The organism is Desulforegulaceae bacterium (assembly GCA_034006035.1).
Classification (GTDB): Bacteria; Desulfobacterota; Desulfobacteria; order Desulfobacterales; family JACKCP01; genus JACKCP01.
The window spans coordinates 266,492-292,456 of record JAVETN010000001.1 but is presented as its reverse complement, the minus strand read 5'-3'; the positions used below and the strand labels follow the sequence as shown (position 1 = coordinate 292,456).

The window sequence follows — 25,965 nt, the reverse complement described above, 5'->3', positions numbered from 1 at the left end:
ATTACTTTGATTTACTATTAACTGACCATTTATTTGGATAGCACCAGTTTTTTATTATCTTTTTTTATCTAGTACCAGCCTCTTAATTTCATTACATCTGCAACTTTTTTAACTGAAATCATGTAAGCTGCATCTCTTATTGAAACTTTATATTCTTCGCTTAAAGCCCAAATATCGTTAAATGCACTGACCATTTTTTCTTCCTGTTTTTCTTCTACTTCTTTTTCTGACCAGTAATAGCCGTATCTGTTCTGTACCCATTCAAAATATGATACTGTTACTCCACCTGCATTTGTTAATATATCTGGAGTAACTACAACTCCTTTTTCCTTAAGTATTGAATCTGCTTCTGAAGTAACCGGTCCATTTGCAGCTTCACATACCAATTTAGCTTTTATTGATTTTGCTTCTTTTTCTGTAATTGCATTTTCAAGGGCTGAGGGTAAACATATATCAACTTCTAAATTCCAGAATTCATCCAAAGAAATCATTTTTGCTTTTGGATAGTCTGCTAAATTTTTATTTTGGTCAATATAGTCAGCCATATCCTGGAAATCCAGTCCATTTTCATTGTAAATAGCGTAAGTTCCAACTGAGGGAGCCCATTCAGCTATAGCAACGATCTTAGCTCCCTGCCGCTCTATGTTTTTAGCTGAATATCTGCCTACATTACCAAAACCCTGGATTGAAACTTTAGCTTTGGTAATATCGACACCAATTTTTTTAGCTGCTTCTCTTGCAATAACGCTTACTCCAAATCCTGTAGCTTCGTTTCTTCCTAAAGATCCACCCCAAGGTACCGGCTTTCCAGTTAGCACACCCATATTGTTTTCTCCGGTAAGCTTGATATACTCGTCTACCATCCAGGCCATTACCTGCCCGTTGGTACCAACATCTGGAGCAGGAATATCTATTTTTTCTCCTAAATATTTATAAACTCCACGGATATAACCTCTGGCTAATCTTTCAAGTTCACCCTGGGATAATTTAAGAGCATCAACAGTTACTCCTCCTTTTCCTCCACCATAAGGAACGTCCATAACTCCGCATTTAAATGTCATCCATACAGACAAGGCTTTAACTTCATCTGGATTAACTCCCGGGTGAAATCTTATTCCGCCTTTTCCAGGCCCAATAGCATCATTGTGCAATGCTCTGTACCCCTTAAACACTTTTAATTTCCCATCATCCATTCTAACTGGAATTGAAACCTCGATCATTCTCATTGGTTCTTGAAATAATTCGTAAACGTCTGGTCCCAGGCTCAATGCATCACAAGCTTTTTTAACTTGTGCCTTGGCATTATCCAGTGGATTTAAATTTTCTTTTGACATTAAAAAGACCTCCTGTAATTTAGAATTAAATTCTTAACATATAAATTTTAACATAATAAAACCTAAACATTAAATCTGAAGTGAACAAGATCCCCGTCTTTTACTATATATTCCTTTCCCTCAATCCTCATTTTGCCCACTTCCTTAATTTTTGCTTCAGAGCCAAATTTAAAAAGATCATCGCAGGAATACACTTCCGCCTTGATAAATCCCCTTTCAAAATCACTGTGAATAATTCCTGCAGCCTGGGGAGCCCTGATTCCTGTTTTAAATGTCCATGCTTTTACTTGTTTTTCTCCAGCTGTAAAATATGTTGAAAGTCCAAGAAGATTAAAAGTACTTCTTATCATTTTTGAAAGCCCTGATTCTGAAAGCCCCATTTCTTTTAAAAACTCTTTTCTTTCTTCAAGATCACCAAGAGATGCTATTTCAGCTTCAATTTTTCCACTGATAACTACAATTTCAGAATTTTCCTCTTTTGCAAGTTCTCTTACTTTTTGTACTGACAAGGGTTCTTTTTCAAGCCCTGATTCATCCACATTACAACAATACAATACCGGCTTCATTGTAATGAGATGAAGATCTTTCAAAGCTTCCAGCTCTTTTTCCTCCAAATCTACTGATCTGGCAGGAAAACCCCTTTCAAGTGCTTCAGAAACTTTTTCAAGAATCGGTTCAAGAAATTTTGCCTTTTCAGATATTTTTTTATCGTGATTTTTTTTCATTCTGGGAAGGTTAAACACTCGTTTTTCAACAGTTTCCAAATCTGCAAGGGCAAGCTCTGTATTTATAACCTCTATATCATCAGCTGGATCAACTTTTCCATGAACATGGGTAACATCATCATCTTCAAAACATCTAACAACATGCAAAATTGCACCTACCTGCCTTATGTTTCCAAGAAACTGATTTCCAAGTCCTTCGCCTTTTGATGCTCCCTTTACAAGCCCTGCAATATCCACAAACTCCACACTGGCAGGAATAGTGGCTTCAGGTTTAAAGATTTTGCTTATTTTTTCAAGCCTTGGGTCCGGGAGATTAACTATGCCTATATTAGGCTCTATGGTGCAGAAAGGATAATTTGCCGCCTCGGCAGGGGCTGAAGTCAAAGCTGAAAAAATAGTTGATTTACCAACATTGGGAAGCCCCACAATACCGCAGTTTAACATTGTAAAAAAATTCTCCTGATCTAAAAGATTAATTCTTTATTAAAAAAACAACTCCTGAATTCATAAATAAAATTATATCCAGGAAATACTTAAGCTCACAATTTTAAAAGCCATAATTTTCAAAACTTTAAATAATAAAAAATTTATAAAAGATTTGCCATGAAAAAATATATCTTTTATGAATTAATAAAATTTCAGCCTGAATTAAGGGGTTTTTTATTAAATAAGACCACTGCCCTTTTGAGCATTTCTAATTATTTTTTTAAAACCAAATAAAACAAAGCTTTGTAAAACAATTGTAATATTAAATTTTGCCCTGTATTTTCCCCAAAGAATACCTTATTTGTTTATATCCTTAAGGTTTATAATTCTGATTTTTTTATTTTGCTTTTTATTTTAACAGCGAATTATATATAATTTTGATCGCTTGTCATTAGTTTGGAGGAAAAAATGGTTTTTAAGTCAACAGAAAGGGTTAATTTTTATTCCCACCTTGGTGGAATTATTGCAGCTGCAGCAGGAGCAGTCCTGCTTATTAAACAAACAGACTCTTCTCCATCTTCTCTTTTAGTATGCCTTGCTTATATTTTATCTGTGATCTTTCTTTTTTCAGCAAGCACCCTTTATCATGCTTTCAAAAAAGAGGAAAACGAGCTTTCTTTCTGGAGAAAAATGGATAGGGTTGCAATTTTTTTCATGATAGCTGGAACATATACCCCTGTTTGTTATTTTTGCCTTGAAGGTGCCTGGAGATGGGCAATGATTGGAATCCAATGGGGACTTGTAGGCTTTGGATTAATTTCCCAGATATTTTTTCCAAGAGCTCCAAGAGTGTTTTACGCAAGCGTTTATCTTGCCATGGGATGGTCAGCAATTTTCCCAATAAAACAAATTCTTTCCAATATGACAACCCCCCAGCAAAGCCTTCTTTTTGCAGGAGCTGCTGCATTTACAGCCGGAGGAATAATTTATGCTGTCAAAAAACCCAGTTTTTTCCCAGGTGTCTTTGGATTTCATGAGCTTTTCCATTTTATGGTTCTTTTAGGAGCAGTTTTTCATTACATAATGATTTATAATCTTTTTGCAAATTATAGCCTGCTCTTGTAAATCACAAAAAATTTAGTATGCTGGCCGCAAATAAATCTTGAAAATGGAAATTAAAATGAATTCTCAAAATAAAGCCGGCATAAAAAACTATAAAAAACTGATTAAAAATGAAGTTCTACTTTTTAGTAAAGAATATAAATCCTATTTTAAACCCAATGAATCCAAGCCTAAAAAAATAGGTCAGCCTTTTCTTTTAAAAAACAAAGATGCTAAAACAGGAGTTCTTCTTATTCACGGGTTAATGGCCGCTCCTGAGGAAGTAAAAGAACTTGGGGAGTTTTTCTTTTCAAAAGGATTTAGCGTATATGCCCCAAGACTTGCTGGCCACGGGACCTCACCTGAAGATTTATCATCCAGAAAATACAATGAATGGATTGAGTCTGTTAACCGGGGCTATGAAATTATAAAAAACCTTTGTGACAATGTAATTGTTGCAGGTTTTTCAACAGGAGCAGGAATTGCACTTTTCCAGGCTCTTAACTATCCTGATAGATATAAGGCTGTTATTTCAATAAGTGCTCCTTTAAAATTTAAAAGTTTTTCAGCCAACTTTACTGAAATAGCAGATTTTTTCAATAAAATACCTGATAAAAACCTGGATAAATTTAAAAAAATCTTTGTTAAAAACCATCCTGACAATCCCCATATAAATTACAAAAGATGCCCTATAAGCTCAATTGCAGAGGTTAGAAAAATGATGAGAAAAGTTTATAGAAAACTTCCTTATCTTTCCCTTCCCTCCTTGATAATTCAGGCTGACAAAGATCCAAAAGTGGATGGAAAAAGCGGAATGAAAATTTATTCAAGAATAAAAAACCCTTTTAAACTTTATCATGAAGTTAATTTTAATGAACATGGAATTGTTTTAGGTGAAATTACCAAAAAAACTTTTATTGGGATTGATAGTTTTTTAATTAAAATAAAAGACCAGTTTAAATAAAAAAAGCCGGTTTAAAAACCATGGTAACCGGCAAATTTAATCTTAGCTCACTTTTGGTTGTCTTCTGGGTAAAAAATCTGCCTTGGAAATTTTAAATATGACCTTGAGGGAAGATCATTAAAAACACTTACCCCGGCACCTATAACACTTCCTTCACCAATTCTTACATCTTGTCTAACCATTGAATTACTTCCAAGGAAAACTCCGTTTTCAAGCCTTGATTCTCCATTAAGAACCGCTCCTGTGGAAATATGACAATAATCTCCTAGTCTCACATTGTGCTCAATAACGGCTTTTGTGTTTATTATACAATTAATTCCAACACTTACCCCAGCAGAAATATTAGATGAATGTCCTACTATTGTCCCTTCACCCACCCGTGAATGCTTTGAAACATAAGCTGATGGAGAAATAATAGTTGCAAGCCTGCCTCCAAAAGCAGAAATCATTTCAGCAAGCTGTCTTCTTTTTTTAGAAGTTTTGATATGACCCATGGTGATAAGAAAATAGTTATCTGTTCTTGCATATTTTTTTATTTGGGAATCATCTCCAATAATTTCATATCCAAGAACCTTTTGCCCTACTTTTTCAGGCAAATCCAAAATACCGCCGATTTTATACTTATCCTCCTGCTCAATTACATCAATTGCTGAAACGCAATGCCCCCCGCCTCCAACAAGATAAATTGTTCTTCTCATTAAATCTCCCCCGGTAAAATGCCTGAAAGTTAAAATCAATTCATTGTTTCTTTAGTTGATATACCACTGATATTTCTAGATTTCCAGATTATTTACAAAAAACAAACCCTTAATAGGGATTTTATTTAAATTTTTAATTTTTTTCGAAATAAAACTTGAATAATTTCACAGATTATAAATTTCAGTTTTATAATTCTCAAGGTTGGCTGGATTTGAAAACCAGTTTGCTGTTATTTTAATCCCTTCTTCAAGCCCTGTTTTTGGACTAAATCCTGTAAGTTTTTTTAATTTAGTATTATCACAGCAAAGCCTGTAAACTTCAGAACCTTTAGGTCTTATCCTATCCTTTGCCTGAACAATTTCTGCCTTTGTTCCCATTTTTTCCTGAATTAAATCAACAAGAGCTCCTATGGAAATTTCCCTTCCTGATCCAATGTTTAGGAATTCTCCTGAAGTTTCATCAGATTCAGCAACTGCAATAAGGCCAAGACAAGTATCTTTTACAAAATTAAGATCCCTGGTTGGAGAAAGGTCTCCAAGTATAAGTTGTTTTTCACCCTTTAAAAGCTGGGTTATTATTGTTGGAATAATAGCTCTTGCAGATTGTCTTGGACCAAAAGCATTGAATGGACGGGCAATGGAAACAGGAAGCTCAAAGGATCTATAAAAACTCCAGGCAATTGAATCAGCTCCTATTTTTGAAGCAGAATATGGGGACTGGGGTTTTAAAGGATGGCCCTCATCAATTGGAACATAATCAGCTGTTCCGTAAACTTCAGAAGTTGAAGTATGAACAACTTTCATACAATTGTTACCAAGAGCTGCCTGGCATATATTCAAGGTTCCTGTAATATTTGTATCAATATAACTCTGGGGGGCAAGATATGAAAATGGAATTGCAATAAGTGCGGCAAGATGAAAAATAACATCAATACCTTCAGTTATCTTTTTTATAAAATAATTATCTCTTATATCTCCTGAAACAACCTCAATTTCGCTTAACCTGTCAATATCTTCAAGCCAGCCCCAGGAATTAAAAGAATTATACTGAGACAAGGCCCTTAAATTACAACCTTTTTCAAGAAGAAGCTCGCAAAGATGGGAGCCTATGAACCCATCAGCCCCTGTTACAAGAACTTTCTTACCCTTTAACTTCATAACTATCTCCCTTTGATTTTTTATTTTAAATTAACAAAAAAACCCAACAAAACTTTAAAAACTCAACTAAATTAATATGATAAATTAAAAAACACCAGATTTAATATAGAAACAATATTGTAAAATAAAAACTTATAAAAAAACCCCTTTAAGTTTTAAAGGGGTTTGAGCTTTTAAATTTTAAATCCATTGATTAATTTAAATATAATCAGCAAGACTTAACCTCATCACTCTTGCTGAAGAAGCCAAAGATGCCTGATAAGCAGTTTCAGAAGCCATTAGATCAGAAATCGCCTTCACAATATCGGCTTCTTCAATCTGAGCCCTGTTTTCTTCATATCTGAATGAAAGATTAGAAACAATTGACTGTCTTGTTACCAGTCTTGACTCTTTCATTCCAATTTTGGCAACCTGACTTAATTGTTTTTCATAATGAGAGTCAAGTCTTGTAAGCGTCCTGTTTATCCCGTCAATATCATTGTTTTCAAGATATTCTTTAAAATCAACAAGGGTATCAAAAAGTCCCCAGGAAACTTCTTCAGTACTTGTATTTGTTAAAACTGCACTATGATTTTTGTTTTGATCAAACCCAAGGGTTACAGCAGCACTTTGCCCTGTTCCCCCTTCTGAAATCGGCCTGTCCAAGCCTGAGTTCCATAAAAACTGAATTTCATTTAACTTTGAGCCGTTTTCCCTGAATTTATATTGATGGGTTTTTGAATCATAACTCACAGTATAGTCAATATTGTGGCCTTCTGCTGCAGATGCCTGTTCCATTTGAAATTCCACATGTTCAGCCAGTTCTTTTCCAGTATAATTCCCAGGTTTGATTGTAAATGAAAGCTGTGGAGAAAACTCACCGTTTTGAGGCAACTCCCTGAAATTAACTCTGTCATTTACACCTTCAATTATTTCAACTCCAAGGGGAAGATTTGTTCCTGAATAATCAAGTGCAGCAGTGCTGTCTATAGTTGGATCAAAGCCAAGAACTTCTGCTGCAGATTTTGAAGAATTTAGGCCTGAACTCCATAAAAGTTCAAAAACTGCTACTCCACTGCCTGAAGCGTCAAATTTAATTTCTCCTGAATTTGAATCAAAGGCTACATCAAGGTTTTCATTTCCTGTTTCAAGCATCATTGTTTTTTTTATTTGAAGAGCAAGATCGTCAAGAGAATAATCATCTGCTGGTATGGTTACAGAGTAAGGTGTTCCGTCAAGAGCAAAATCTATTGTATCATTTACTCCTTCTTCAATTTCTGCCTTTGGAGCAAAACTCAAACCCTTATATTCAAGACTTCCTGTATCATCTGTGTAAACAGGAAATCCAAGGGTGCGGCCAAGATCCTGGGGGCCGCTATTCCAATAAAGTTCAAGGTCTACTGAACCTGGAAATGTATTTGAGGCATCAAACTCAAACCTTACATCTTTACTGTTAAATTTCACTTCAAACTTATCATTAAAGTCTATGTTTCCTACAGCAAGCTTCATCTGGTTTTCAATTTCTTCAGCAAGCTCTTCATTGCTGTATTTACCTGGAGGAACAATAATTGTTTGAAATGTAGTGCCACCGTCAACTGAAAAATTCATGGTGTCATTTACGCCGATCTGAATTATTTTTCCAAGCCTGTTATCACTTACTGCCGGTTCAAATTTTGTATCTGAAATATCAAATCCAAGGTCAGTTCCTATGCTGCGTCCGGAATTTTCGCCTGTTGTCCACAAAAAGTCTGTTTTTATATATCCGTCAAATGAATTTTCATCATAGCTAATTGAATACTTTTTTGTTTCCTTGCTATAAACGGCTTTATAATCAAGTTTGTATCCGTTTTCTTCGGAGGCTTTTGTAAGGGCGTTTCCAACAGCCAGGGCAAGTTTTTCCCTTGAATAGGTTCCATCTGGAATTTCAGCCTTAATTTCAATATCATGGGGCTCAAGGGAAAACTCAACATATTCGTCATGTTCAGCTCCCTGGGTAAGCCTTACTTCTATATCTGCGAATCCGTCTTTATCAAGATCAAGATCAAAGGCATCTTCTGTACCTTTAATTGTTTCAGGAAGACCATAACCTGGATCATTATTCACCTTCCACTCTTTAAGATCTCTGTTCCAAACAAATTGGAGAGGAGCCAGTTCAAAGCTACCTTTGTCAATGGCCTCGTAATTTTTGACCTCTAACTTGACCTGATCGTTTTTAAGAGATTCCCCTGCTTTTATATTGCCAACTTTAAATCCGCCTCTTATGGTTTCTTTAAAATCTATTGAATTATTTGTTGAGTCAACAACAACCTGATCATCCCAAAAAACTTCAGAGCCTTTATGTCCTACTTCCACTGTATCTGTCTGAGAAATTTTCACCTGATATGAAAATTCATCACCATTATATTTGATACTCTGAGGATTATTCAAGTCATCTGGAACAATAGGTTGAACATTTGTTTTATTCCCGGAAAATATATATTCCCCTTTGCTCTGGGTGTTTCCTAAATTTACAAGTTCTGCAAGTACTGCATTTACCCGGTTTACTGCTTCCTTTCTCTGACCGGCATTAACCGAATCATTTTTAAGCTTAAGTGCAAGGGTTTTCATTTCCAGAGTCAAATCTTCCACACTGCTTATTGCTGTTTCACCAGACCTCAGCCAGGTTACCCCATTTTCAATATTTGTATCAATTTGTGAAAGATAACTTACACCTGACTTAAAATTTAAAACCTGGGTAAGACCCACTGGATCGTCTGAAATTTTATTTATTCTTTTACCAGTAGCAACAATACTATTGTTTTTAGCAAGGTTTTTATAAAGACTGCCCAACTGATTTTTTTGTAACTCATAAATTGTTTTTGAAGCTATTCTCATATCTCCCCCTTATCTCATGCTAACAAGGGTCTGAAGCATTTCATCGGATACCGATAAAAGCTTTGATGCAACTGTATATGCATGCTGATATTTAATAAGACTAATCATTTCTTCATCAAGAGAAACTCCTGAAACAGTATCTCTGTCCTGGGTAAGCCTTTCCACCATTGTCTTTGAAAAATCAAAACCTCTTTCTATGCTTGCAGCCTTTACACCAAGCCCGCCTACCATTCCCCTGTAATAACCTTCTATTGAGGCCTTTACAGGCTCTGAAAAAGCAGCTTTCCCTCTTTGATATGCCCATTGTGAAATTGAAAGCTGAAGATCTTGAACCTGAAGAAGATTCATTGCATTTGAGTTGTCACTTTTTGACAAATCCCCTTCTGCAATATCCACAGGAGGTTTGATCTGGGAATCTCCGGGATCAAAACCAAGGATATCGCCCATGGAACTTAGGTTCCAATGAAAAGTTATTTCCTTTTCAACTGCCCCTCTTTTCTGGGTTATATCAAAAACCTGGGTTTCTTTATTGTAAGTTACTTTATAATCAATTCCATAATAACTTGAATCTTCAAGGGCCTTTTCAATATCTGCGGCAAGAATATCAAGTTCTTTTTCATTTTTATAAGCACCGCCTGATAAAGACGGCTTTATTTTGGCTGAAAGAACTTTGCTGTCACCCTCTGAAAAGCTGATAAAGTTATTTGTTCCTTCTTTTATTACAATAGGAGAATAAACTTTTTTATCTGAAGACACAACTTCCCTTTCAACTGAGTTAATAGTTGAGGCGGCAATATTGTTAACATCGGATAAAACAGAATTTACCTTCATTGTTTTTATGTCTGCACCTGTAAAAAAAGTATTTATACCTGCTGCAGCCATAATTCCCGGCCCGGAAGACTGATTATCTGAAAAAGCATAACTAAATTCAGATTGATCTGGAGTAAGACTAAAGGAAAAACTACCTTCCCCCTGAACAGGAATTATAAAGTCTATGTCAATGTCCTTTATTCCATTTCCTGTAAGATCTATTCCAAAACCTTTGTCATGGGGAACCTGATTGACTGATGCATTACCTGCAGCATCGGTTTCCATGGTAAACTTATCGCCCTCATACAAACGTCCGCCTGCTGCAAAATCAAGATCCATACCATCAACTCCGGGTGAAGAAGGAACATCTAAAGAAGGTGTCAGGGTAATTGTACCATTTGTTCCGTTATCCGCATTTGACCAGTTTATTATAACTTCGTCTGTTCCAATAACGCCTCCCCGGGTAACTTCAAAACTATATATTGAGTCAGTTGCAGCTGCTGCGCCCCCTGTTTGTTTAACATCAAGGGTAGACGGAACAATAGATGCATTCAAATATTGTTTTTCAGTTATTCCAGACATTGTCCAATGGCCGTTTGAATCCCTTGTAACAACAATATCTTCCTGTAAAGCCCTAAGGGAGTTATGATTGTGAATACTTACCCTTGTATCTGGAAGGTGAATATTCCCACTTCGTTTTAAGTCAGAAATTTCAAAACCAGCTGTGTCTGGAGAAAGAGAAAGCTGATTTACAGGAGTAACAATTGCTCTTACCCCCTTTACATTCTTATTGAATTCCTCTGCAAAGGTTTTTAAAGTCCACTTATAATCGGTTTGATCTTCAAGAGTTGGAACACCTTTTTCATCGGTAGTTACAACAAATAAATCCCCTTTAATCATTGTTCCTGAATTAAAGCGAAACCTCATTCCATCTATTTCGGTTTCAAGAGGTACAAAATATGGATCAAGAGGATCCAGGGTAAAACTTCCTGTTTTTCCAGCCCCATTTGACCATTCAATTTTTATGGGATCTATACCTACTTCTCCTGAAATCTCTTTTGTTAAAGGATCTCCTGCCTGAACAACTTTGAAAGTGTACTTTTGCTGGCTTAAAATTCCTTTTTTATCAACCGTCATTTCAAGGGAATCTACCTGGGCAAATTTATTTGTATTTATACTAAAAGTATTTCCTGCAACAAGAGAACCGGTTCCTATATCAAATGAGATACCCGGTGAATGAGGAGTGGCTGATGAATCAACATTTATAGTTCCGGCATTAATTTCAGAATACCCGCTTTTAAGCCTGATTCCTTCATTGGAATATTTTTCCCACAAAATAACAGGATCATCTGGTGATTGAAGATTGTCCACCATTCCAGATTCAGCGACTGTAAACTTATAAACAAAAGGAGGATAATTGTCAGGTGTTCCTAAAACACTTCCCCTGAAATTTGAAATTTCGGCTGTGGAAATCCCCATATCAACTTCATAATCTTCATATTCAGCAGGTTCTACTGAAGAATTTTCAACCCAGATTTTAAAATCCTTTGAATAATCAATCCTTTCTCCGAAATCAAGAGTTGAAAGCCATAACAAATCATCAGCCTTGTATTCTCCTTTAAGCTCTGTGTCAAAATAACTTTCACCTGCTCCCTGACTATGAACAAGATTTATCTGCCAGATCATTTCGCTTGTAACTGCTTCAAGATCAGATCTGAATTTAGGGATTGTTTCATCTCGCATATCAAGCCAGCCGCCAAGCTTTCCTGATTGAACCCTGTCTGTTATATCTTTGTCATTACCGTATGAACCTTTCCACATAACCTTGCCTTCAGTAAAATTAAGACCATAGGTGTCATTATCATAAACAAGGGTAAACCCGCTTTTAGTTGTCACTACAGTAGAGCCTGAAGGCTGCTCAAAAGTTTTTACGTCTATATACTCCCCAAGCTCACGTATAAGAGAAGTTCTTTTATCTCTTAAATCATTAGCAGTCTGATTTATTGTTTCCTGTGAAAGAATTGCCTGGTTTATTGAAGCAATTTCTTTTGTAATTTGATTAACTTTTCCAACTCCAGCCTCAATTTCCATTGTAAGGTCTGTTTGAAGGTCTGAAAGAGAGTTGTTTAAAGTATTCAATTCTTCTGAAAGCATCACCCCGTTTTCATAAACAGCAATTCGTTCTGCTGCTCCTCCTGGATTATTTGAAAGACCCTGCCATGAATTAAAAAAACCTGACAAAAGCGAACTTATTGAACTTTCATTGTTTTCATTCAACAAAGAATCAAGAACATTCATATAGTTCTGACTTTCCTCAAGGGATGCCCTGGTTGAAGTGTTTTCAGTCAGGCGGGTTTCCATGTATTTGTTAACCACCTGGTTTATATCATTAACAGTTACCCCTGTTCCAAAAATAAGACCGCCGTAGTTTATAGAATAGCTGGTCTCCATTGGAATGGTCTGACGGCTGTATCCAGGATTGTTTACATTGGCAATGTTGTGACCTGCTACATTAAGCCCGTATTGCTGAATCTGAATTGCACTTCTTGCAATGCTTAGTGTATTGTTAATTCCGCCCATTTCAAGCCTCCTGGTTTAAAATCAAACCGCCTGATTTGGCAGGATAGTCATTTTTTCTTGAATAAGTTCTATTGGAGCCGTTATTGGCTATTACAGAAACAAGTTCCCCAAGTATCCCAAGATATTCCTCAACAAATTGACGATTCACTGACTGGCTATTATAAACTTTTGTTTTTATCTGGGTAATTTCTTGGCCAGCCTCCTTGAAAACAAGATATTCATCTTCATTTTCAAAAAGAAATAGAAATTCATCAAGACTGAATTCTTTAACTGAAAGATTATTTTTTATTCCGCTTTTTATTAAAATTTCTATCATATCCTGACGAGCCGACTCAATTTGAAATGCTATTTCATTTTTTGCATCATTCATTTTCCAGAGGGCATCAAGATCTGAACGCTTTAATATATCTCTTTCCTCCTCCAATACAGATAAAAGCCTGAGGTAAAAAGACTTCTTGTCATCCAAAAACTTTTTAATATGTTTACCAATGCCGCTCATAATGATTTCTCCTGATTTTCTAGTATCGGCAAATAAAATTATTTCTTGAAAAAGGCATTGCTATTAAGATTTAAAATTCAAATTTGAGCCCTTTTCAAGCTCCTTATAAAGAAACCTTGCAAGACCCGTGCCTTTCTCCTTAGCTGAGGCTTCAAAAGATATTTTTTCATCATAGACTGACTCCCAGATACCTGAACCATTTGACTTTTCAAGGATTCCACCCTGAGGAATGGTTTTTCTCATTGCCTTTAAAATCTGGTGAATCATTATTCCTTCAAAGTCTTCACAGGCTTTTTTAAGCTCAAGATTTTCTTTTTTTCCGACTTTATTGGTTAACCCGGCAAATTTTGCCTTATTAGATTCTATTTTTGATTCCATTAATTTAGAAATTCCTAAGTTTTCCATTTTCCCACCCTCAACTATTGATTAATCAGCTAAATTATTTCCAGCTTTGCATGAAGTGCCCCGGCTTTTTTAAGAGCCTGAAAAATACTGATCATATCCCTTGGAGTAACTCCAAGTGCATTTAATGCCCTTGAAAGCTCTTCAACAGAAGTTGTTTTTTCCATTATCATTACTTTTCTTTCTTCTTCATCAACATTGACATTTCTATTTTGTTCAACTGTAGTTTCACCCTGGCTGAACCCAGGGGGCTGGGATATTATATTTTGTTCCATCACACTTATACTCAAACTGCCGTGGGTTAAGGCAACCTTGCCTATTTTAACATTTTGCCCAATAACAATGGTTCCGGTTTTTTCATTAACCACAACTTTTGCCACACTGTCTGTTTCTATTTCAAGATTTTCTATAGCTGCAATAAACTGGGGAACACTGTTTTTTAAGGCTTGGGGAATCATAATTTCTATTCCCCCTGAATCAACAGCCTTTGCCTGATTACTACCAAGGGCATTATTTATTGCCTCAGCTGTTCTTACAGCAGTTGTAAAGTCAGGATTATCAAGAGAAAGCATAAGTTCTGATTTCCCTTGAAGGCTTACATTCAATTCTTTTTCAACAATTGCTCCGCCTGAAATATTACCAACAAGAAGATGGTTTTTTACTGTTCCAACATTCCCGTCACCTGCAGAATATCCCCCCAGCACAAGAGAACCCTGGGCAAGGGCATAAACATTAGAATCCGCCCCTTTCATAGGAGTCATTAAAAGAGTTCCTCCTGCCAGACTTTGAGAATCCCCCACAGAAGCAACAGCAACATCTATTCTGTCTCCTATTCTTGCAAAAGGAGGAAGATCTGCTGTTACCATAACTGCTGCAACGTTTTTAGGCTTTACATCATTTTTCCCTACATTGATTCCCATTCTTTTAAGCATATTTGACATTGCCTGGGCTGTATAAACAGTTCCAGCCTTGTCTCCTGTTCCGTCAAGACCAACAACAATCCCATATCCCACCAATTGATTACTTCTTATCCCTTTAAACTGCCCAATATCCTTAAGCCTCACCCCAAAAGACATTGAAGGAAAGGCAAGAATCAAACTTATTAAAACAATGATTTTTTTCATAGATCCTCCTTTAGAAAGGCCATACTTTATCAATCACCCTTGCCATCCAGCCGGGCTTTTGCTTGTCTGCAATCACACCTTTACCTGAAATTTCTATTTGGGCATTTGAAAGATAGGTAGATTCAACCCTGTTATTGGAACTTACATCCTCTGCTCTTACAACTCCCGACAGATTTATAATTTGGGTTTCATTGTTTATTTTAACATCTTTTCTTCCCAGAATAACAAGATCTCCATTGGGAAGAACATTAACAACTCTAGCACCAACAGAGGCCTGAACACTGGAACTTCTACCTGTACGTCCCTTCCCTTCAAAATCATTTAAAGTGTCCGCTTTTATAAGGTTACCTGTATTCATCCGGGGATACATCCCTGAAAGATGAGACATAAAACCCAAGGCATTTGGAATTCCCGCACTTATATCTGCTTCCCTTTCAAGCTTGGTTGAAGCGGAAGTATTGGAATTTGTATTTTCAACAATATCAACAATGATTATATCGCCTCTTCTATGAGCCTGTCCGTCTGCAAAAAGACCGCTATTGCCTTTTTGCCAAAGAGAGCCTTCTTCCATTGAATTTCCAAAATCTATATTTTCGTATGTTTCCGAAATATTATCTGATTTTACAGCCGGAACCTCCTTAAGTGAACATCCCGAAAAAACTAAAAACAAAACTAATAAGATATTTTTCATTTGATCTTCTCCTTAAAAAGAAACCTTTACACTGGTTGAAGAAATTATTTCCCCTATGAGTTTTTTTCCTGATTTAAGATTTTTTACCATGATTTTATCTCCAAGATGGCCGGCTTTAAGGGCTTGGCCTCTTGTTATAACAACAATTCCATCAGAAACAGCTGCTATTTGAATTTCATCACCTCTATTTATAAGGGAAGGTCGAAATATCATTGCTGAGGTTATAATTTCACCTTTTTTATAATTTTTTCTCAATTGTTTTCCCAGAAGAAATCTTTTTTCAAGAAAATAGTCCCCTTTTTCCATTTCAAGGGAAAAAGTTTTTAACTCCAAGTCGTTGAAATCAATAGATTTACCACGAGATAGATTTTTTGAGGCACAAACTATTTCGACTTCTTTAGAAAGTGATACCATAAACTTTATTCTTGTTTCTTTTCCATTGGAAAATACAAAAATTTCCCCCCTGTTGTTCCCTGGTTTTATCAAATCTGAATTAAAACTAACTTCTGACAAATCAAAATCTGATGAAGAAAATTTTCTATTTCCAACAAGGATTAACTTTTTTATTTCAAACTTTTCTCCGGGCCTTAATTTATTAAGATGTGAATCAATAAGCTTTGCCCCATGATCTTCATCAAGAACATAAAAACTGCCTTTAAGCTCCACCCGGCTTTTCATATAAAGATCTACAGAAAAAACTCCAAATTCATTTAAAAGAGATTCAATCTGGGTTTTATACAAAAAAGAAGTTTTCCCGGGACTTATTTCATCATGAACAATTATATCTCCAATTGATTTGGATTTGCCGTCTATCTTTGCAATCTGATCAAGTCTTATTTTTTCACCGCTTTCAACTGACACTTTTTCCGGAATTGTTAAAACCATGGAATAGGCTTTAAAATTAAAAGTAAAAATAAAACAAAGTGCCAGAAAAAGTATTCTCATTTCATCTACCTCTTGAGTCCATTAGCAATCCCAAGCATTGTATCTGCTGTTTGAACGGATTTGGAGTTTGCTTCATAAGCCCTTTGCCCAACTATCATTGCAACCATTTCTTCAACTACACTTACATTGGACATTTCAAGATAATTGTTTGCAAGTGTTCCAAAACCTTCTTCTCCGGGAATCCCTTCAATTGAATCTCCTGAAGCATCGGTTTCCCTGAAAAGATTTTGCCCCATTGCAAAAAGACCTGAAGGGTTGACAAAATTGTAAATAGGAATTTGTTCCTGCATTAAAACAGTATCTCCAGCACCATGGGCCGTTAACAATCCGTTTGACTGAACTGTGATTAAAATTGTTTCTTCTGGAATTGCAATTTCAGGCTGAAGCCGATCTCCAGCAGGGGTTGTGACAAAACCTTCGCTGTCTTTGGTAAAGTTTCCTGCCCTGCTGTAGAGCTCCTCATCTCCCCTGGTGATTCTGAAAAATCCCCTTCCCTCTATTGCCATATCAAGCTCATTTCCAGTCTGCTTATAGTCACCCTGGGTAAATATTTTTTGAACACTTGAAGGCTTGGCACCCATACCCACCTGGATTCCTGAGGGTATCTGCCCTCCTCCAGGAGTTGTTGCCCCTGCCATTAAAACTGTCTGATACATAAGATCCTGAAAATTGGCTCTACTCTTTTTAAATCCTGTTGTATTTGTGTTTGCAAGGTTGTTTGCAACCACATCTGTCTGCATCTGCTGAGCTTCCATTCCTGTTGCAGATGTCCATAAGGCTCTAATCATTTTTCATCCCTCCTTTGTCTATCCAACCACTCCAACACTTGTAACTGCAAGTCCGTCAACCTCATCAAAGGTTTTCAGCATTTTTTCAACGGTTTCATAGGTTCTTGAAACCTGAATCATTGATGTCATTTCCATCACAGGAGAAACATTTGAAAGTTCCAGGGCTCCTTGCTCCACACTTATATTTTCCGGCAGGATTTCATCTTCCTCATCTCCCCTGTACAAAAAAAGATTACTTCCATCCTTATAAAGATTAAGCTTGTCCCCAAAAGTAACTATATCAATCTGCCCCAGCTCTTCTCCGTCAACAGAAAGCATTCCATCCTGAGCTATATAAATTTGCTCACCTTCAATCTGAACTGGAGCTCCCCCCATTAAAACAGGAAATCCGCTCTGATTTACAAGAAAACCTTGATTATCAAGAGTAAATGAACCATCCCTTGTGTATCTAGGCCCCTGGGCAGTTTCCAGTTTAAAAAACCCTTCATCTTTTAAAGCAAGATCAAGGGGATTTTCAGTTTTTCTTATAGGTCCCTGGGACAAATCTGTGGTAATTATTGAATGGAGAGTATCGCTAAAAGACAAAATATCTTTTTTAAATCCTGTTGTATCTGCATTAGCAAGATGATTTGCTACCACATCAAGCTTTCTTTGCTGCCTTAAACCTCCCTGAACCGGCCTTGTCATTTCCAAAAGCATAAATCTTCTCCTTTCATTGTTTGTATATAATAAAAGCAAAGACTATGCCATAAAACATAAACCCAACAAGCAAGCTTAAGATACTGAAATTTATATGAATTTTATTTTAGAATTATTCTAGCAACAGAAAAAAGGATGGTTTTTTGACAGGTGGAAGGAAAAACTTGCCGTTAAATGCGGCAAACTTGAAAATAGCTCAATTCAGATAAAGTTAAATTTTGATAAAATAAAGTTTAAAGGTTTTTATTACGAGAATAAACATAGGCAAGAAGTTCTGCAACAGCCTTATAAAGATCTGGAGGAATTTCTTCTTCAAGTTCAAGCTTTGACAACACTTCGGCAAGATCTGGATCTTCAGCAATAGGAACATTGTGAGCTTTGGCAGTTTCAATAATTTTTTCAGCAGAAACTCCCTTTCCTTTAGCCTTTACTTTGGGAGCCAAGCCCTTTGATTTGTCGTATTTTAAAGCAACAGCTTTTTTTATTTTTCTGCTTATTGTCATGCTATTATGCTTAATCTTGAATTTTCATTATCGGTTTTAAGGAAATCTTTAATCAAAGATTCCTTGATTTTTTGTTTTTCAACCACAGTGCAATAAATTGAAATTTCATTAAATCCAGCTTTTTTAAGATTGGTTTTAAAAAGTTCAAATCCGGATTCAATTATATTTTTGGATAAACCTGATTCAACTCCAAAATAAATTTTTAAATTTTTACCTGAAAGTCTCAAATCAGCCATTAAAAGGCCAAGGTTTGACAACTCAAGTTTTAACAAGGCTCTTAACTCATTATTTCCTTTTTTATTTTTTTTACCCTGTTCAATTAAAAACTCCCCAAAACTTGAATCTTTTCCTTGAAAAGGAAGAAAAAAATACATTTTAGAAGAGTCTGAAAACCTTAATGAATTAAGATTTTTCTGATCCTGAATTGACTCTAGAAACTTATCTGTTTTTTCAAAAATATCTTTTAATTCTTCAGGGTTTAACCCAGGTTTTTCTGATTGAAATTTTAAAAGATTTCCCTTAAAATTATTAAGATCTTCCTGAAAATCATCAAATGAGGAGCCAAGAAAATAACTTAGAGAGCTTTTGATTTCATTTCCTGAACTGTTTAAAGGATTTAAAAAATTATCAATTATTTTATCAATCACTTTTAAACTTTCTTTTGAATCGATCTTTAAAACAGAATTTAAAAAGTTTTTGATAATTTTTTCAGGATTTTTATCAAGAATTTTTAAAATTTCCCTGGAAGGAAGTTTTGATAAAAAATCGGTTTTAATATTTTCTAAATTCTGAGCATTCCTTGAAGAAATAAAGTTTTTCACTTCATTTAAATCAAGTTTTAAAATATCACCATTCTTTAAAAACAATTCCGATTCAACCTCAAGATTTCCAAACTCAGTAGAAACCAGAAATTTGGGCAAAGACAAAACTTTTTCCATTGAACCTTTGATATTAATCTTTATTCCATAATCAGCCTTAAATGAATTTAAAAACTCAGGTGAAGGGCTAAATTTCAAGGGTATTCCTTTTTCGTCAGATAAAATCAATTGTCCATTTTTCAATAAAGAAGCCTGAATTTTAATCAAATCACCTTTTGAAAAAGTCTTATCTGAAAAAAGAGATATATTCCCAGAATCTGTTTTAAATGAGTATTCAAACAAGGATAGTTTTTTTTCAACAACAGCTTTTACCAAACTGCTTCCTTTAAAATCAGCCTTGTTGGAAAAAGACAAAGATTTTAAAATATTTCCTGAAAGAGTATTAAAGGGGGAAGACATGATTTTATCAGCCTTTTAAAAAGGACTTTTGCATTTTTTTCTTTAAACTTAAGATCATGGATACTTCTCCTGAACTTATACCAAGCTCTTTTGAAATATCTTCAATTTTAAGTCCTTGATTAAAAAGTTCCATTATTTTAACATCATTTGAATGGAGAGGTTTTATTTCATCAGATTCAAAGCTGTTTTGAAAAGACGCAGAATTAATTGTGTTTTCAGCTCTGTTTACAAGAAAAGTAAGGGTAGAGATTCTGCTGTCCAGGGCTTTGTTGAGTTGGTTTACAATCTTTTTTTTTTCTCTGATAAGTATATCAAATTTTTCTGCAGTTTTTTCAGCTTCATCAAACAAAGGGGAAATAAATTCAAAAGCTTCTTTAGAGGCTTTTTCAAAAACCTTTTTTTCCATTTCCTTTTTTATTCCTGACAAATAAAAAAAAACTCCGACAACAATTAAAAAATCAATAACAAGAAGAATAGAAATCCATATTTTAAATTGAGAAATGTCCATATTTTCAGGCTATAGTGTCCACAATACGTTTTGGATCTTTTTTGTTTTTTTCAGATTTTTTAACTCTGGCAGCTTTTCTCCTGTCTTTTTCCCTCTGCCTTTCCTTTTCCCACTCAGATTTCTTTGTATCCGGCGTCTGCTGAACCTGGGTTCTTTGTTTTACAGCCTTGTCTGGAATAGCTGAAGCAGCAACCTGATTTGCATCCTGATGCCCGGACTTCAGCTGCTGAGATTCCTTAGCTATATCGCCTTGCTGGATTACAATATTAATACCTGATATAACTGTCATTTCAGACCTCCTGAAAAATAATTAAAAGGAGCTGGCCTTTATCCTGTTTAAACAATATCTATATTTAACAATTTATTACAACCACAAGTTTAGCCCAAATTTGAAGTTCTGTCCCCTGTTTTCACAATTAAATTAGAAAAACAAAATTTTTAACCTGGAAAACTTTATCAGGTTAAATCTTGAGAAAAATAAATAAATCAAAAAAACACCTTAATTCAAACTTTTTGATACAAAAGGATTAAACAGGTGCAAACCTTGTAAAAACAAGCCCTTTAACAGCATCAGGCTCTTCAAAATAAACTTCCAAGGTTTTAATCATTTCTTTTTCCAGCTCGTCTCTTGAGATTTCATCTTTTTCCTTTTTTGAAATTTTTCTAAATTCTTCATCAAGAGCTTTAAAAAAAACACCTCTAAAAAAAGCATTGTTCTTATTTAAAAGTTCTGAGTTTTTATCCCCTTTAATATCTATTGAGATATCTACTTCAAAATATGAATATCTTTTTGAAGTCAAGGGAGCTGGAACTATTATCTCTGAAAGGATAGTTGTTGAAACAAAACCAGCACTCTTCAAAGTCTTTGGTTCTATTATCTGCTCAGGTTTACTAAAATCAGGCTGATAAATCTCTTCAATCATCTGACTATCTGATATTTCAACCAAAGGCTTGGGCTCCTTTCCAGAAAGAAAAAATAAAACAACAGAAGCTGACAATAAAACAACAAATGAAGCTGCTGCTGAAAAAACAATAATTTTTTTCTTTTTACCTTCAGGTTTCTTTTCCTTTACAAAGGATTTTTCTTCCTTTTCAAGAATAACTGTTTTTTCATCAACAACTTCCTCTTGAACCAGAGCCTGCTCAAGATCATTGTCTTTTACCTCTTCTTTTTGGCTAAGAAGCCTATCAAGCTCCTCTTGGGTAAGAGGCCCTTCACCTGAGTCTTCTAGGTTTTCACTAAAACCCTGATAGCCTCCCTCAATTTCTTCAGCTTCATCTTCTACAACAGCCCCTAGAAGTTCATTGATATCATCCTGGGAAATAAAATCGAGTTCATCTTCATCAACTATACCCTCTTCATCTTCCTCTTCTACTACTCCAAGAAGTTCATCTATATCATTGTCGGATAAAACTCCATCGCTTGAGATTTCATCATCTTGAAAAACATCATCTACATCCAGTTCATCATCCGAATCTGAATCCTGGCTTAAAAATTCTTCTTCAAGGTAATCAAGATATTCCTGGGTAAGTAAATTAGCTCCTTTTTCCGATTCATAATCTGGAACTTGCTCAATGTTTTTATTTTCTCCAGGACTATCCTTCTCTTTTTCAAGAATAGAATCTAATTCATCCTGATTAATTTGGAAGCCTTCTTCCTGTGAAACAAAATCATTGGTTTTAGTTTCATCTGCTTCTTCATTAGACCCATTACCAAGAAGATTGTTTATTTCGCCCTGACTTAAATTCCAGTCCTCTTTGGGAACAAACTCCTCTTCTTCCTGTTTTTTCTGGTCGTCAGGCACAGAAGTTTCATCATTTAAATCTTTTTCTGGTTCATTGGCAGAATCAAATACCGGCTCTTCTTCATCTGAAAAATCATCTTTAGAAAGTTCAGGTTCATTTGCAAAAAAATCATCTATTTCTGATTGTGAAATCATTTCCACTAATTCTGAATCGCTTTTTGGTTTTTCATCAACTTCACTGGAAATTTCTTCAGGATCAAAAACTCCAAGATCATTTGCTTCTAAAAGGATTGCTTCAATATCTTCTTGAGAAACTTCTCCCGACTCCATTTCCTTAGAAAAATCAGAACCCGAATCTAATTTGGGATCAAATTCTTTTCCTTCAAGAAGAGCATCCACTGCATCCTGAGAAACTGCGGAAAAATCATAATCATCATTTTCAAAATCAGATCTTACTTCGCTTTTCACTTTGTTTTCTGAACTTGCATCTGAAATAGGATTTTTTATAATAGCTTCAACATCATCAAGAGAAAGACTGGTATCTTTTGTAGTTTCCTGTTTTTTGGCTGACTCTTCCTGGGTATTTTGGGCAGCCCCTGGTTCTTCTTTTGAAGAATCAAAAAGGGAATCTATATCATCTTGGGATACCACAGAAATATCGTCTTTGTTTTCATCTGAAACTTTTAAATCTTCTGGGGTTTTGGAAAGTTCATTTTCTTTTATTGGTGATTTGGTTTCTTCTAAAGAAGAATCAAATAAAGAATCTATATCGTCTTGGGAAACCACAGAAATATCGTCTTTGTTTTCATCTGAAACTTTTAAATCTTCTGAGGTTTTGGAAAGTTCATTTTCTTTTATTGGTGATTTGGTTTCTTCTAAAGAAGAATCAAATAAAGAATCTATATCGTCTTGGGAAACCACAGAAATATCGTCTTTATTTTCATCTGAAACTTTTAAATCTTCTGAGGTTTTGGAAAGTTCATCTTCTTTTATTGGTGCTTTAGTTTCTTCTAAAGAAGAATCAAATAAAGAATCTATATCATCTTGGGAAACCTGGCTTCTATCTTTTTCATGGGAGTTATCCATTGGCTCCTCACCTGAATCATCCAAATCTTCATCCATTGAACTGAAAAGGGAATCTATATCGTCTTGGGATATAAGTGAGTCTGATTTATTATTGTTTTCAGAAGCCATAATCTTTTCCTGTTTTTAATGCTCAAATAAATTAATTTTTGATCTTAATTTCACTATTGCTGCTGAATGAATCTGGCAGATCCTTGACTCAGTTCTTTCAAATATCTCTCCAATTTCTTTTAGGGTAAGTTCTTCATAATAATAAAGGGTAACTACTTTTTTTTCAGTATCTGAAAGAGTATCAATAGCTTTTGCAATAAATTTTTTAAGCTCTTTTTCGTCCAGTTTTTTTTCAGGACTATCATCTCCTTTGAGCTGATCTTGAAATCTGGTATTGGAAGGCTGGCTATTGTTGTAGGAATTTCTTATTGAAGCATCAAGGCTGAAAAAAGCTATTGAGTGAACATCTTTTAAAAGTTCATGATATTCTTCAATGTTTATCCCAAGTTCTTCTGCAATTTCAATTTCTTCAGCTGTCCTTCCTTCTCTATTTTCCACTTTTGCAATGGCTTTTTCAAGCTCCTGATTTTTCTGCCTAAGGGATCTTGGATACTTGTCAAGACTTCTCAATTCATCAAGAATAGATCCCCTTATCCTGAATCCAGCATAGGTTTCAAAACTAACATGTCTTCCGGGATCAAACTTGCCTGCAGCATCAATAAGCCCAAGGTGGCCTGCACTCATAAGTTCATCAAAGGTCACCGATGGAGGAACCCGCATTGCAAATCTTGCTGCAGCTTTTTTCACCAGAGGAAGATGCTTTTTTATAAGCTCATCTTTAGCATGAAGTTCAACAGCTTCATTTTCACGGTCAGAACTTCTGTTTTCCATGACTTCAAGCCTTTCTCTATAAATGTAATGACCCAATCACCTGACTGACTAAAAAAACTCTGTTCTTTAAATATTGTTTTTATTTTTTACGGCAACCCTGCTCATAAAAAGTTTCAAATTCCCAGAATCAGTGTTTTTAGGGACAGACCTTGAAAGAACACCTGTAATTTTTGTCATTGACTTTGTAAATTCAGAATCAGGATTGGAGCTTATATAAGGTACTCTTTTTATTACTGACTCACTGATTTTTGAATCATGGGGTAAATAGCCCAAATACTCTATAACAGCCGAACCAAGGAACTTAGATGCAGCCTGGCTTAATGAAAAATAAACTCTTTTCGCATCTTTTTCAGATTTTACCATATTAACAACAAGCTTGAAATACCTATACCCATGCTCAAGGGACATTACCTTCATCAATGCATAGGCATCTGTTATAGCTGTGGGCTCTGTAGTGGTAACAATTATACAATCATCTGCACCAAGATTAAAATATAAAACATTATCTGAAATTCCTGCACCCGTGTCTACAAGCACATAATCAAAATCACCATCTATTGAATCAAATTCATTTAAAAGGGAAAGCTTTTGAGCATCACTTAGTCGTGTAAGATCACTTATTCCCGAACCAGCAGGGATTAAAAAAACATTTTCATGTAAACTTACCAAAATGTCTTTAATTGAGACCTCCCCATTGATAACATCACTGATATTGAATTCAGGTCTTACATTGAAAAGAATATCTATATTGGCAAGACCAAGATCCGCATCAATTATAAGCACTTTTTTTCCTGTTCTTGCAAAGGACAAAGCCAGTCCTACAACAACATTGGTTTTACCTACTCCGCCTTTTCCGCTTGATACAGCAACAACTCTCAAGGGTTTTTTCCGAGTCACTTTACTCCCCCCTTTAAGATTTAATTCTTTTTTTACCATCTTTCTTAAACTACTTGCCTGATCTTTCAATTATGACTCCTGCACTTTAAATTACCCGGATAATTTTATATAAACCATAGATCAAATAAAAATCTTTTTCAAAATCAGCTTTGGGGTTGCTTTTTCAATATCTTCAGGAACCCTTTGACCATTTGTAACAAATGAAACGGGAAGATCCATATAATCTATTTGATCAAGAATATGCCCTTTGTTTTTCACTTCATCCATTTTTGTGAATATATAGGAACTTGGAGCCAGTTCTGAAAATTTAAGAGCTGCCTCTTTAAGGTTTTCCCTTGAAGAGGTAAGTGACATCACAAGATGAGAAGACACTGAAACAGAATCTGAAAATATTTTTTTAAGCTCATTTAATTTCTCAGCATCATAACTTCCAACTCCAGCTGTATCTATAAGAATTACATCTCTTGACCTCATTCTTGAAAGCACTTTTTCAAGTTCAGCCCTGTCAAAGGCAGGCATAAACGGAACTCCAAGAATTGCTGCATAGGTTTTAAGCTGTTCAAGGGCACCTATTCTATAGTTATCAACTGAAACAAGGCCTACTTTTTTACCTTGGTTGATTGTAAGATCCGCTGCTATTTTTGCAATTGTTGTTGTTTTACCAACCCCTGTGGGTCCTATAAACGCTGAGGCATATCTTTGCCCCTGCCCTTCAAAAATATTTTTTGTATCAATCATGGAAACAATGTCTTCAAACACCCTTTTTCTAAATGAATCAGGAGTTGATTTAAGGTTTTTTTCCATTGAATAGGCTCTTTTAATTATTTTACCTGAAAGAGAAGAGGACAATCCACTTTCAACAAGTTTTGAATAAACAGAAGAAGCTCCTGGAAATCTAAATACATATTCAGGAACATTTTCATTTTTTTGAAAAGTAAAAAGAAGATCCTTAAGAGATTGAATTTCATTAAAAACATCATCATTGCTTCCCTTTTTGCCGGCCGCCTTAAAATCAAAATCTTCCAATGAATTTTTAAAATCTTTTTTTGGACAAAACTTAGACTGCCCTGATGAAACAAATTTCCGGGATTTAATTGATGACTCTTTTTCAGGCATTGAGGCTGTTACTTCAAAAACCTGTTCACCATAGGGATTTGTCCTGTTTTTTGGAACTCTTTTTGTGGACAAAATCACAGCATCAGGACCAATTTCAGCTTTTATCATTGAGACAGCCTGCTGAACAGACCTGCCCCGAAAAGTTTTTACGTTCATA

The 25,965-nt window shown here is 35.3% G+C and carries 23 protein-coding genes; 2 read left to right on the top strand and 21 right to left on the bottom strand.

Translation table 11 applies throughout. The features are described 5' to 3' along the window. Window positions 1-68 precede the first annotated feature (68 nt). Window positions 69-1,334 carry a Glu/Leu/Phe/Val dehydrogenase gene (locus tag RBR53_01360; protein MDY0131293.1) on the bottom strand — a complete coding sequence of 422 codons (1,266 nt, stop codon included), beginning with the start codon at window positions 1,332-1,334 and terminating at the stop codon, window positions 69-71. Between the two features lie 62 nt (window positions 1,335-1,396). Further along, window positions 1,397-2,503, bottom strand: coding sequence for a redox-regulated ATPase YchF (ychF, locus tag RBR53_01355; protein ID MDY0131292.1), 1,107 nt, complete (start codon window positions 2,501-2,503; stop codon window positions 1,397-1,399). A 450-nt stretch (window positions 2,504-2,953) separates the two neighbouring features. On the opposite strand from ychF, the gene RBR53_01350 reads away from it, so the two are divergent. Together RBR53_01350 and RBR53_01345 are read left to right on the top strand one after the other, a co-directional pair. Further along, window positions 2,954-3,610: a hemolysin III family protein gene (locus RBR53_01350; GenBank protein MDY0131291.1), complete on the top strand. Its 657-nt coding sequence runs from the start codon at window positions 2,954-2,956 to the stop codon at window positions 3,608-3,610. A 55-nt stretch (window positions 3,611-3,665) separates the two neighbouring features. Next, a complete protein-coding gene (locus RBR53_01345; GenBank protein ID MDY0131290.1) occupies window positions 3,666-4,550 on the top strand; it encodes an alpha/beta fold hydrolase in 885 nt (294 codons plus the stop codon). Between the two features lie 47 nt (window positions 4,551-4,597). Here RBR53_01345 and RBR53_01340 read toward each other — a convergent pair whose 3' ends face one another. The 19 genes from RBR53_01340 to flhF form a co-directional block, all read right to left on the bottom strand. Continuing rightward, a complete protein-coding gene (locus RBR53_01340) occupies window positions 4,598-5,248 on the bottom strand; it encodes an acetyltransferase (protein MDY0131289.1) in 651 nt (216 codons plus the stop codon). A gap of 165 nt (window positions 5,249-5,413) precedes the next feature. Further along, window positions 5,414-6,406: an NAD-dependent 4,6-dehydratase LegB gene (locus RBR53_01335; protein ID MDY0131288.1), complete on the bottom strand. Its 993-nt coding sequence runs from the start codon at window positions 6,404-6,406 to the stop codon at window positions 5,414-5,416. A 198-nt stretch (window positions 6,407-6,604) separates the two neighbouring features. After that, window positions 6,605-9,259, bottom strand: a complete 2,655-nt coding sequence (flgL, locus tag RBR53_01330; GenBank protein ID MDY0131287.1) for a flagellar hook-associated protein FlgL — start codon at window positions 9,257-9,259, stop codon at window positions 6,605-6,607. Between the two features lie 9 nt (window positions 9,260-9,268). After that, window positions 9,269-12,649: a flagellar hook-associated protein FlgK gene (gene flgK, locus RBR53_01325; protein MDY0131286.1), complete on the bottom strand. Its 3,381-nt coding sequence runs from the start codon at window positions 12,647-12,649 to the stop codon at window positions 9,269-9,271. A 1-nt stretch (window position 12,650) separates the two neighbouring features. Next, entirely contained in the window at window positions 12,651-13,148 is a 498-nt protein-coding gene (gene flgN / locus RBR53_01320; protein ID MDY0131285.1) for a flagellar export chaperone FlgN, read from the bottom strand. 63 nt (window positions 13,149-13,211) lie between these two features. Beyond that, window positions 13,212-13,553 carry a rod-binding protein gene (locus tag RBR53_01315; GenBank protein ID MDY0131284.1) on the bottom strand — a complete coding sequence of 114 codons (342 nt, stop codon included), beginning with the start codon at window positions 13,551-13,553 and terminating at the stop codon, window positions 13,212-13,214. 29 nt (window positions 13,554-13,582) lie between these two features. Continuing rightward, a complete protein-coding gene (locus RBR53_01310; protein MDY0131283.1) occupies window positions 13,583-14,674 on the bottom strand; it encodes a flagellar basal body P-ring protein FlgI in 1,092 nt (363 codons plus the stop codon). Between the two features lie 10 nt (window positions 14,675-14,684). After that, a complete protein-coding gene (locus RBR53_01305) occupies window positions 14,685-15,365 on the bottom strand; it encodes a flagellar basal body L-ring protein FlgH (GenBank protein ID MDY0131282.1) in 681 nt (226 codons plus the stop codon). A 12-nt stretch (window positions 15,366-15,377) separates the two neighbouring features. Then, a complete protein-coding gene (gene flgA / locus RBR53_01300) occupies window positions 15,378-16,310 on the bottom strand; it encodes a flagellar basal body P-ring formation chaperone FlgA (protein ID MDY0131281.1) in 933 nt (310 codons plus the stop codon). Between the two features lie 5 nt (window positions 16,311-16,315). Next, window positions 16,316-17,098 carry a flagellar basal-body rod protein FlgG gene (gene flgG, locus RBR53_01295; GenBank protein MDY0131280.1) on the bottom strand — a complete coding sequence of 261 codons (783 nt, stop codon included), beginning with the start codon at window positions 17,096-17,098 and terminating at the stop codon, window positions 16,316-16,318. An 18-nt stretch (window positions 17,099-17,116) separates the two neighbouring features. Beyond that, window positions 17,117-17,797 carry a flagellar hook-basal body protein gene (locus RBR53_01290; GenBank protein MDY0131279.1) on the bottom strand — a complete coding sequence of 227 codons (681 nt, stop codon included), beginning with the start codon at window positions 17,795-17,797 and terminating at the stop codon, window positions 17,117-17,119. 233 nt (window positions 17,798-18,030) lie between these two features. After that, a complete protein-coding gene (locus RBR53_01285; GenBank protein ID MDY0131278.1) occupies window positions 18,031-18,300 on the bottom strand; it encodes an EscU/YscU/HrcU family type III secretion system export apparatus switch protein in 270 nt (89 codons plus the stop codon). Further along, window positions 18,297-19,577 carry a flagellar hook-length control protein FliK gene (locus RBR53_01280; GenBank protein MDY0131277.1) on the bottom strand — a complete coding sequence of 427 codons (1,281 nt, stop codon included), beginning with the start codon at window positions 19,575-19,577 and terminating at the stop codon, window positions 18,297-18,299. The genes RBR53_01285 and RBR53_01280 overlap by 4 nt, the downstream gene beginning before the upstream one ends. Before the next feature lie 7 nt (window positions 19,578-19,584). After that, complete coding sequence (locus RBR53_01275) at window positions 19,585-20,085, bottom strand: hypothetical protein (GenBank protein ID MDY0131276.1); 501 nt, start codon at window positions 20,083-20,085, stop codon at window positions 19,585-19,587. Window positions 20,086-20,089: 4 nt separating this feature from the next. Further along, window positions 20,090-20,374 carry a hypothetical protein gene (locus RBR53_01270; protein ID MDY0131275.1) on the bottom strand — a complete coding sequence of 95 codons (285 nt, stop codon included), beginning with the start codon at window positions 20,372-20,374 and terminating at the stop codon, window positions 20,090-20,092. A gap of 238 nt (window positions 20,375-20,612) precedes the next feature. Next, window positions 20,613-23,024: a hypothetical protein gene (locus RBR53_01265; protein ID MDY0131274.1), complete on the bottom strand. Its 2,412-nt coding sequence runs from the start codon at window positions 23,022-23,024 to the stop codon at window positions 20,613-20,615. 15 nt (window positions 23,025-23,039) lie between these two features. Continuing rightward, window positions 23,040-23,795 (bottom strand): FliA/WhiG family RNA polymerase sigma factor, encoded by a 756-nt coding sequence (locus RBR53_01260; protein MDY0131273.1) that lies wholly within the window; start codon window positions 23,793-23,795, stop codon window positions 23,040-23,042. Between the two features lie 66 nt (window positions 23,796-23,861). Beyond that, entirely contained in the window at window positions 23,862-24,692 is an 831-nt protein-coding gene (locus RBR53_01255; protein ID MDY0131272.1) for a MinD/ParA family protein, read from the bottom strand. Window positions 24,693-24,812: 120 nt separating this feature from the next. After that, window positions 24,813-25,964 carry a flagellar biosynthesis protein FlhF gene (gene flhF, locus RBR53_01250; GenBank protein MDY0131271.1) on the bottom strand — a complete coding sequence of 384 codons (1,152 nt, stop codon included), beginning with the start codon at window positions 25,962-25,964 and terminating at the stop codon, window positions 24,813-24,815. Window position 25,965: the final 1 nt, after the last annotated feature.

Excerpts from the sequence above, each read along its gene's own strand:
- RBR53_01360 (MDY0131293.1), bottom strand. The coding sequence starts at position 1,334 with ATGTCAAAAGAAAATTTAAATCCACTGGATAATGCCAAGGCACAAGTT.
- ychF (MDY0131292.1), bottom strand. The coding sequence starts at position 2,503 with ATGTTAAACTGCGGTATTGTGGGGCTTCCCAATGTTGGTAAATCAACT.
- RBR53_01350 (MDY0131291.1), top strand. The coding sequence starts at position 2,954 with ATGGTTTTTAAGTCAACAGAAAGGGTTAATTTTTATTCCCACCTTGGT.
- RBR53_01345 (MDY0131290.1), top strand. The coding sequence starts at position 3,666 with ATGAATTCTCAAAATAAAGCCGGCATAAAAAACTATAAAAAACTGATT.
- RBR53_01340 (MDY0131289.1), bottom strand. The coding sequence starts at position 5,248 with ATGAGAAGAACAATTTATCTTGTTGGAGGCGGGGGGCATTGCGTTTCA.
- RBR53_01335 (MDY0131288.1), bottom strand. The coding sequence starts at position 6,406 with ATGAAGTTAAAGGGTAAGAAAGTTCTTGTAACAGGGGCTGATGGGTTC.
- flgL (MDY0131287.1), bottom strand. The coding sequence starts at position 9,259 with ATGAGAATAGCTTCAAAAACAATTTATGAGTTACAAAAAAATCAGTTG.
- flgK (MDY0131286.1), bottom strand. The coding sequence starts at position 12,649 with ATGGGCGGAATTAACAATACACTAAGCATTGCAAGAAGTGCAATTCAG.
- flgN (MDY0131285.1), bottom strand. The coding sequence starts at position 13,148 with ATGAGCGGCATTGGTAAACATATTAAAAAGTTTTTGGATGACAAGAAG.
- RBR53_01315 (MDY0131284.1), bottom strand. The coding sequence starts at position 13,553 with ATGGAAAACTTAGGAATTTCTAAATTAATGGAATCAAAAATAGAATCT.
- RBR53_01310 (MDY0131283.1), bottom strand. The coding sequence starts at position 14,674 with ATGAAAAAAATCATTGTTTTAATAAGTTTGATTCTTGCCTTTCCTTCA.
- RBR53_01305 (MDY0131282.1), bottom strand. The coding sequence starts at position 15,365 with ATGAAAAATATCTTATTAGTTTTGTTTTTAGTTTTTTCGGGATGTTCA.
- flgA (MDY0131281.1), bottom strand. The coding sequence starts at position 16,310 with ATGAGAATACTTTTTCTGGCACTTTGTTTTATTTTTACTTTTAATTTT.
- flgG (MDY0131280.1), bottom strand. The coding sequence starts at position 17,098 with ATGATTAGAGCCTTATGGACATCTGCAACAGGAATGGAAGCTCAGCAG.
- RBR53_01290 (MDY0131279.1), bottom strand. The coding sequence starts at position 17,797 with ATGCTTTTGGAAATGACAAGGCCGGTTCAGGGAGGTTTAAGGCAGCAA.
- RBR53_01285 (MDY0131278.1), bottom strand. The coding sequence starts at position 18,300 with ATGACAATAAGCAGAAAAATAAAAAAAGCTGTTGCTTTAAAATACGAC.
- RBR53_01280 (MDY0131277.1), bottom strand. The coding sequence starts at position 19,577 with ATGTCTTCCCCCTTTAATACTCTTTCAGGAAATATTTTAAAATCTTTG.
- RBR53_01275 (MDY0131276.1), bottom strand. The coding sequence starts at position 20,085 with ATGGACATTTCTCAATTTAAAATATGGATTTCTATTCTTCTTGTTATT.
- RBR53_01270 (MDY0131275.1), bottom strand. The coding sequence starts at position 20,374 with ATGACAGTTATATCAGGTATTAATATTGTAATCCAGCAAGGCGATATA.
- RBR53_01265 (MDY0131274.1), bottom strand. The coding sequence starts at position 23,024 with ATGGCTTCTGAAAACAATAATAAATCAGACTCACTTATATCCCAAGAC.
- RBR53_01260 (MDY0131273.1), bottom strand. The coding sequence starts at position 23,795 with ATGGAAAACAGAAGTTCTGACCGTGAAAATGAAGCTGTTGAACTTCAT.
- flhF (MDY0131271.1), bottom strand. The coding sequence starts at position 25,964 with ATGAACGTAAAAACTTTTCGGGGCAGGTCTGTTCAGCAGGCTGTCTCA.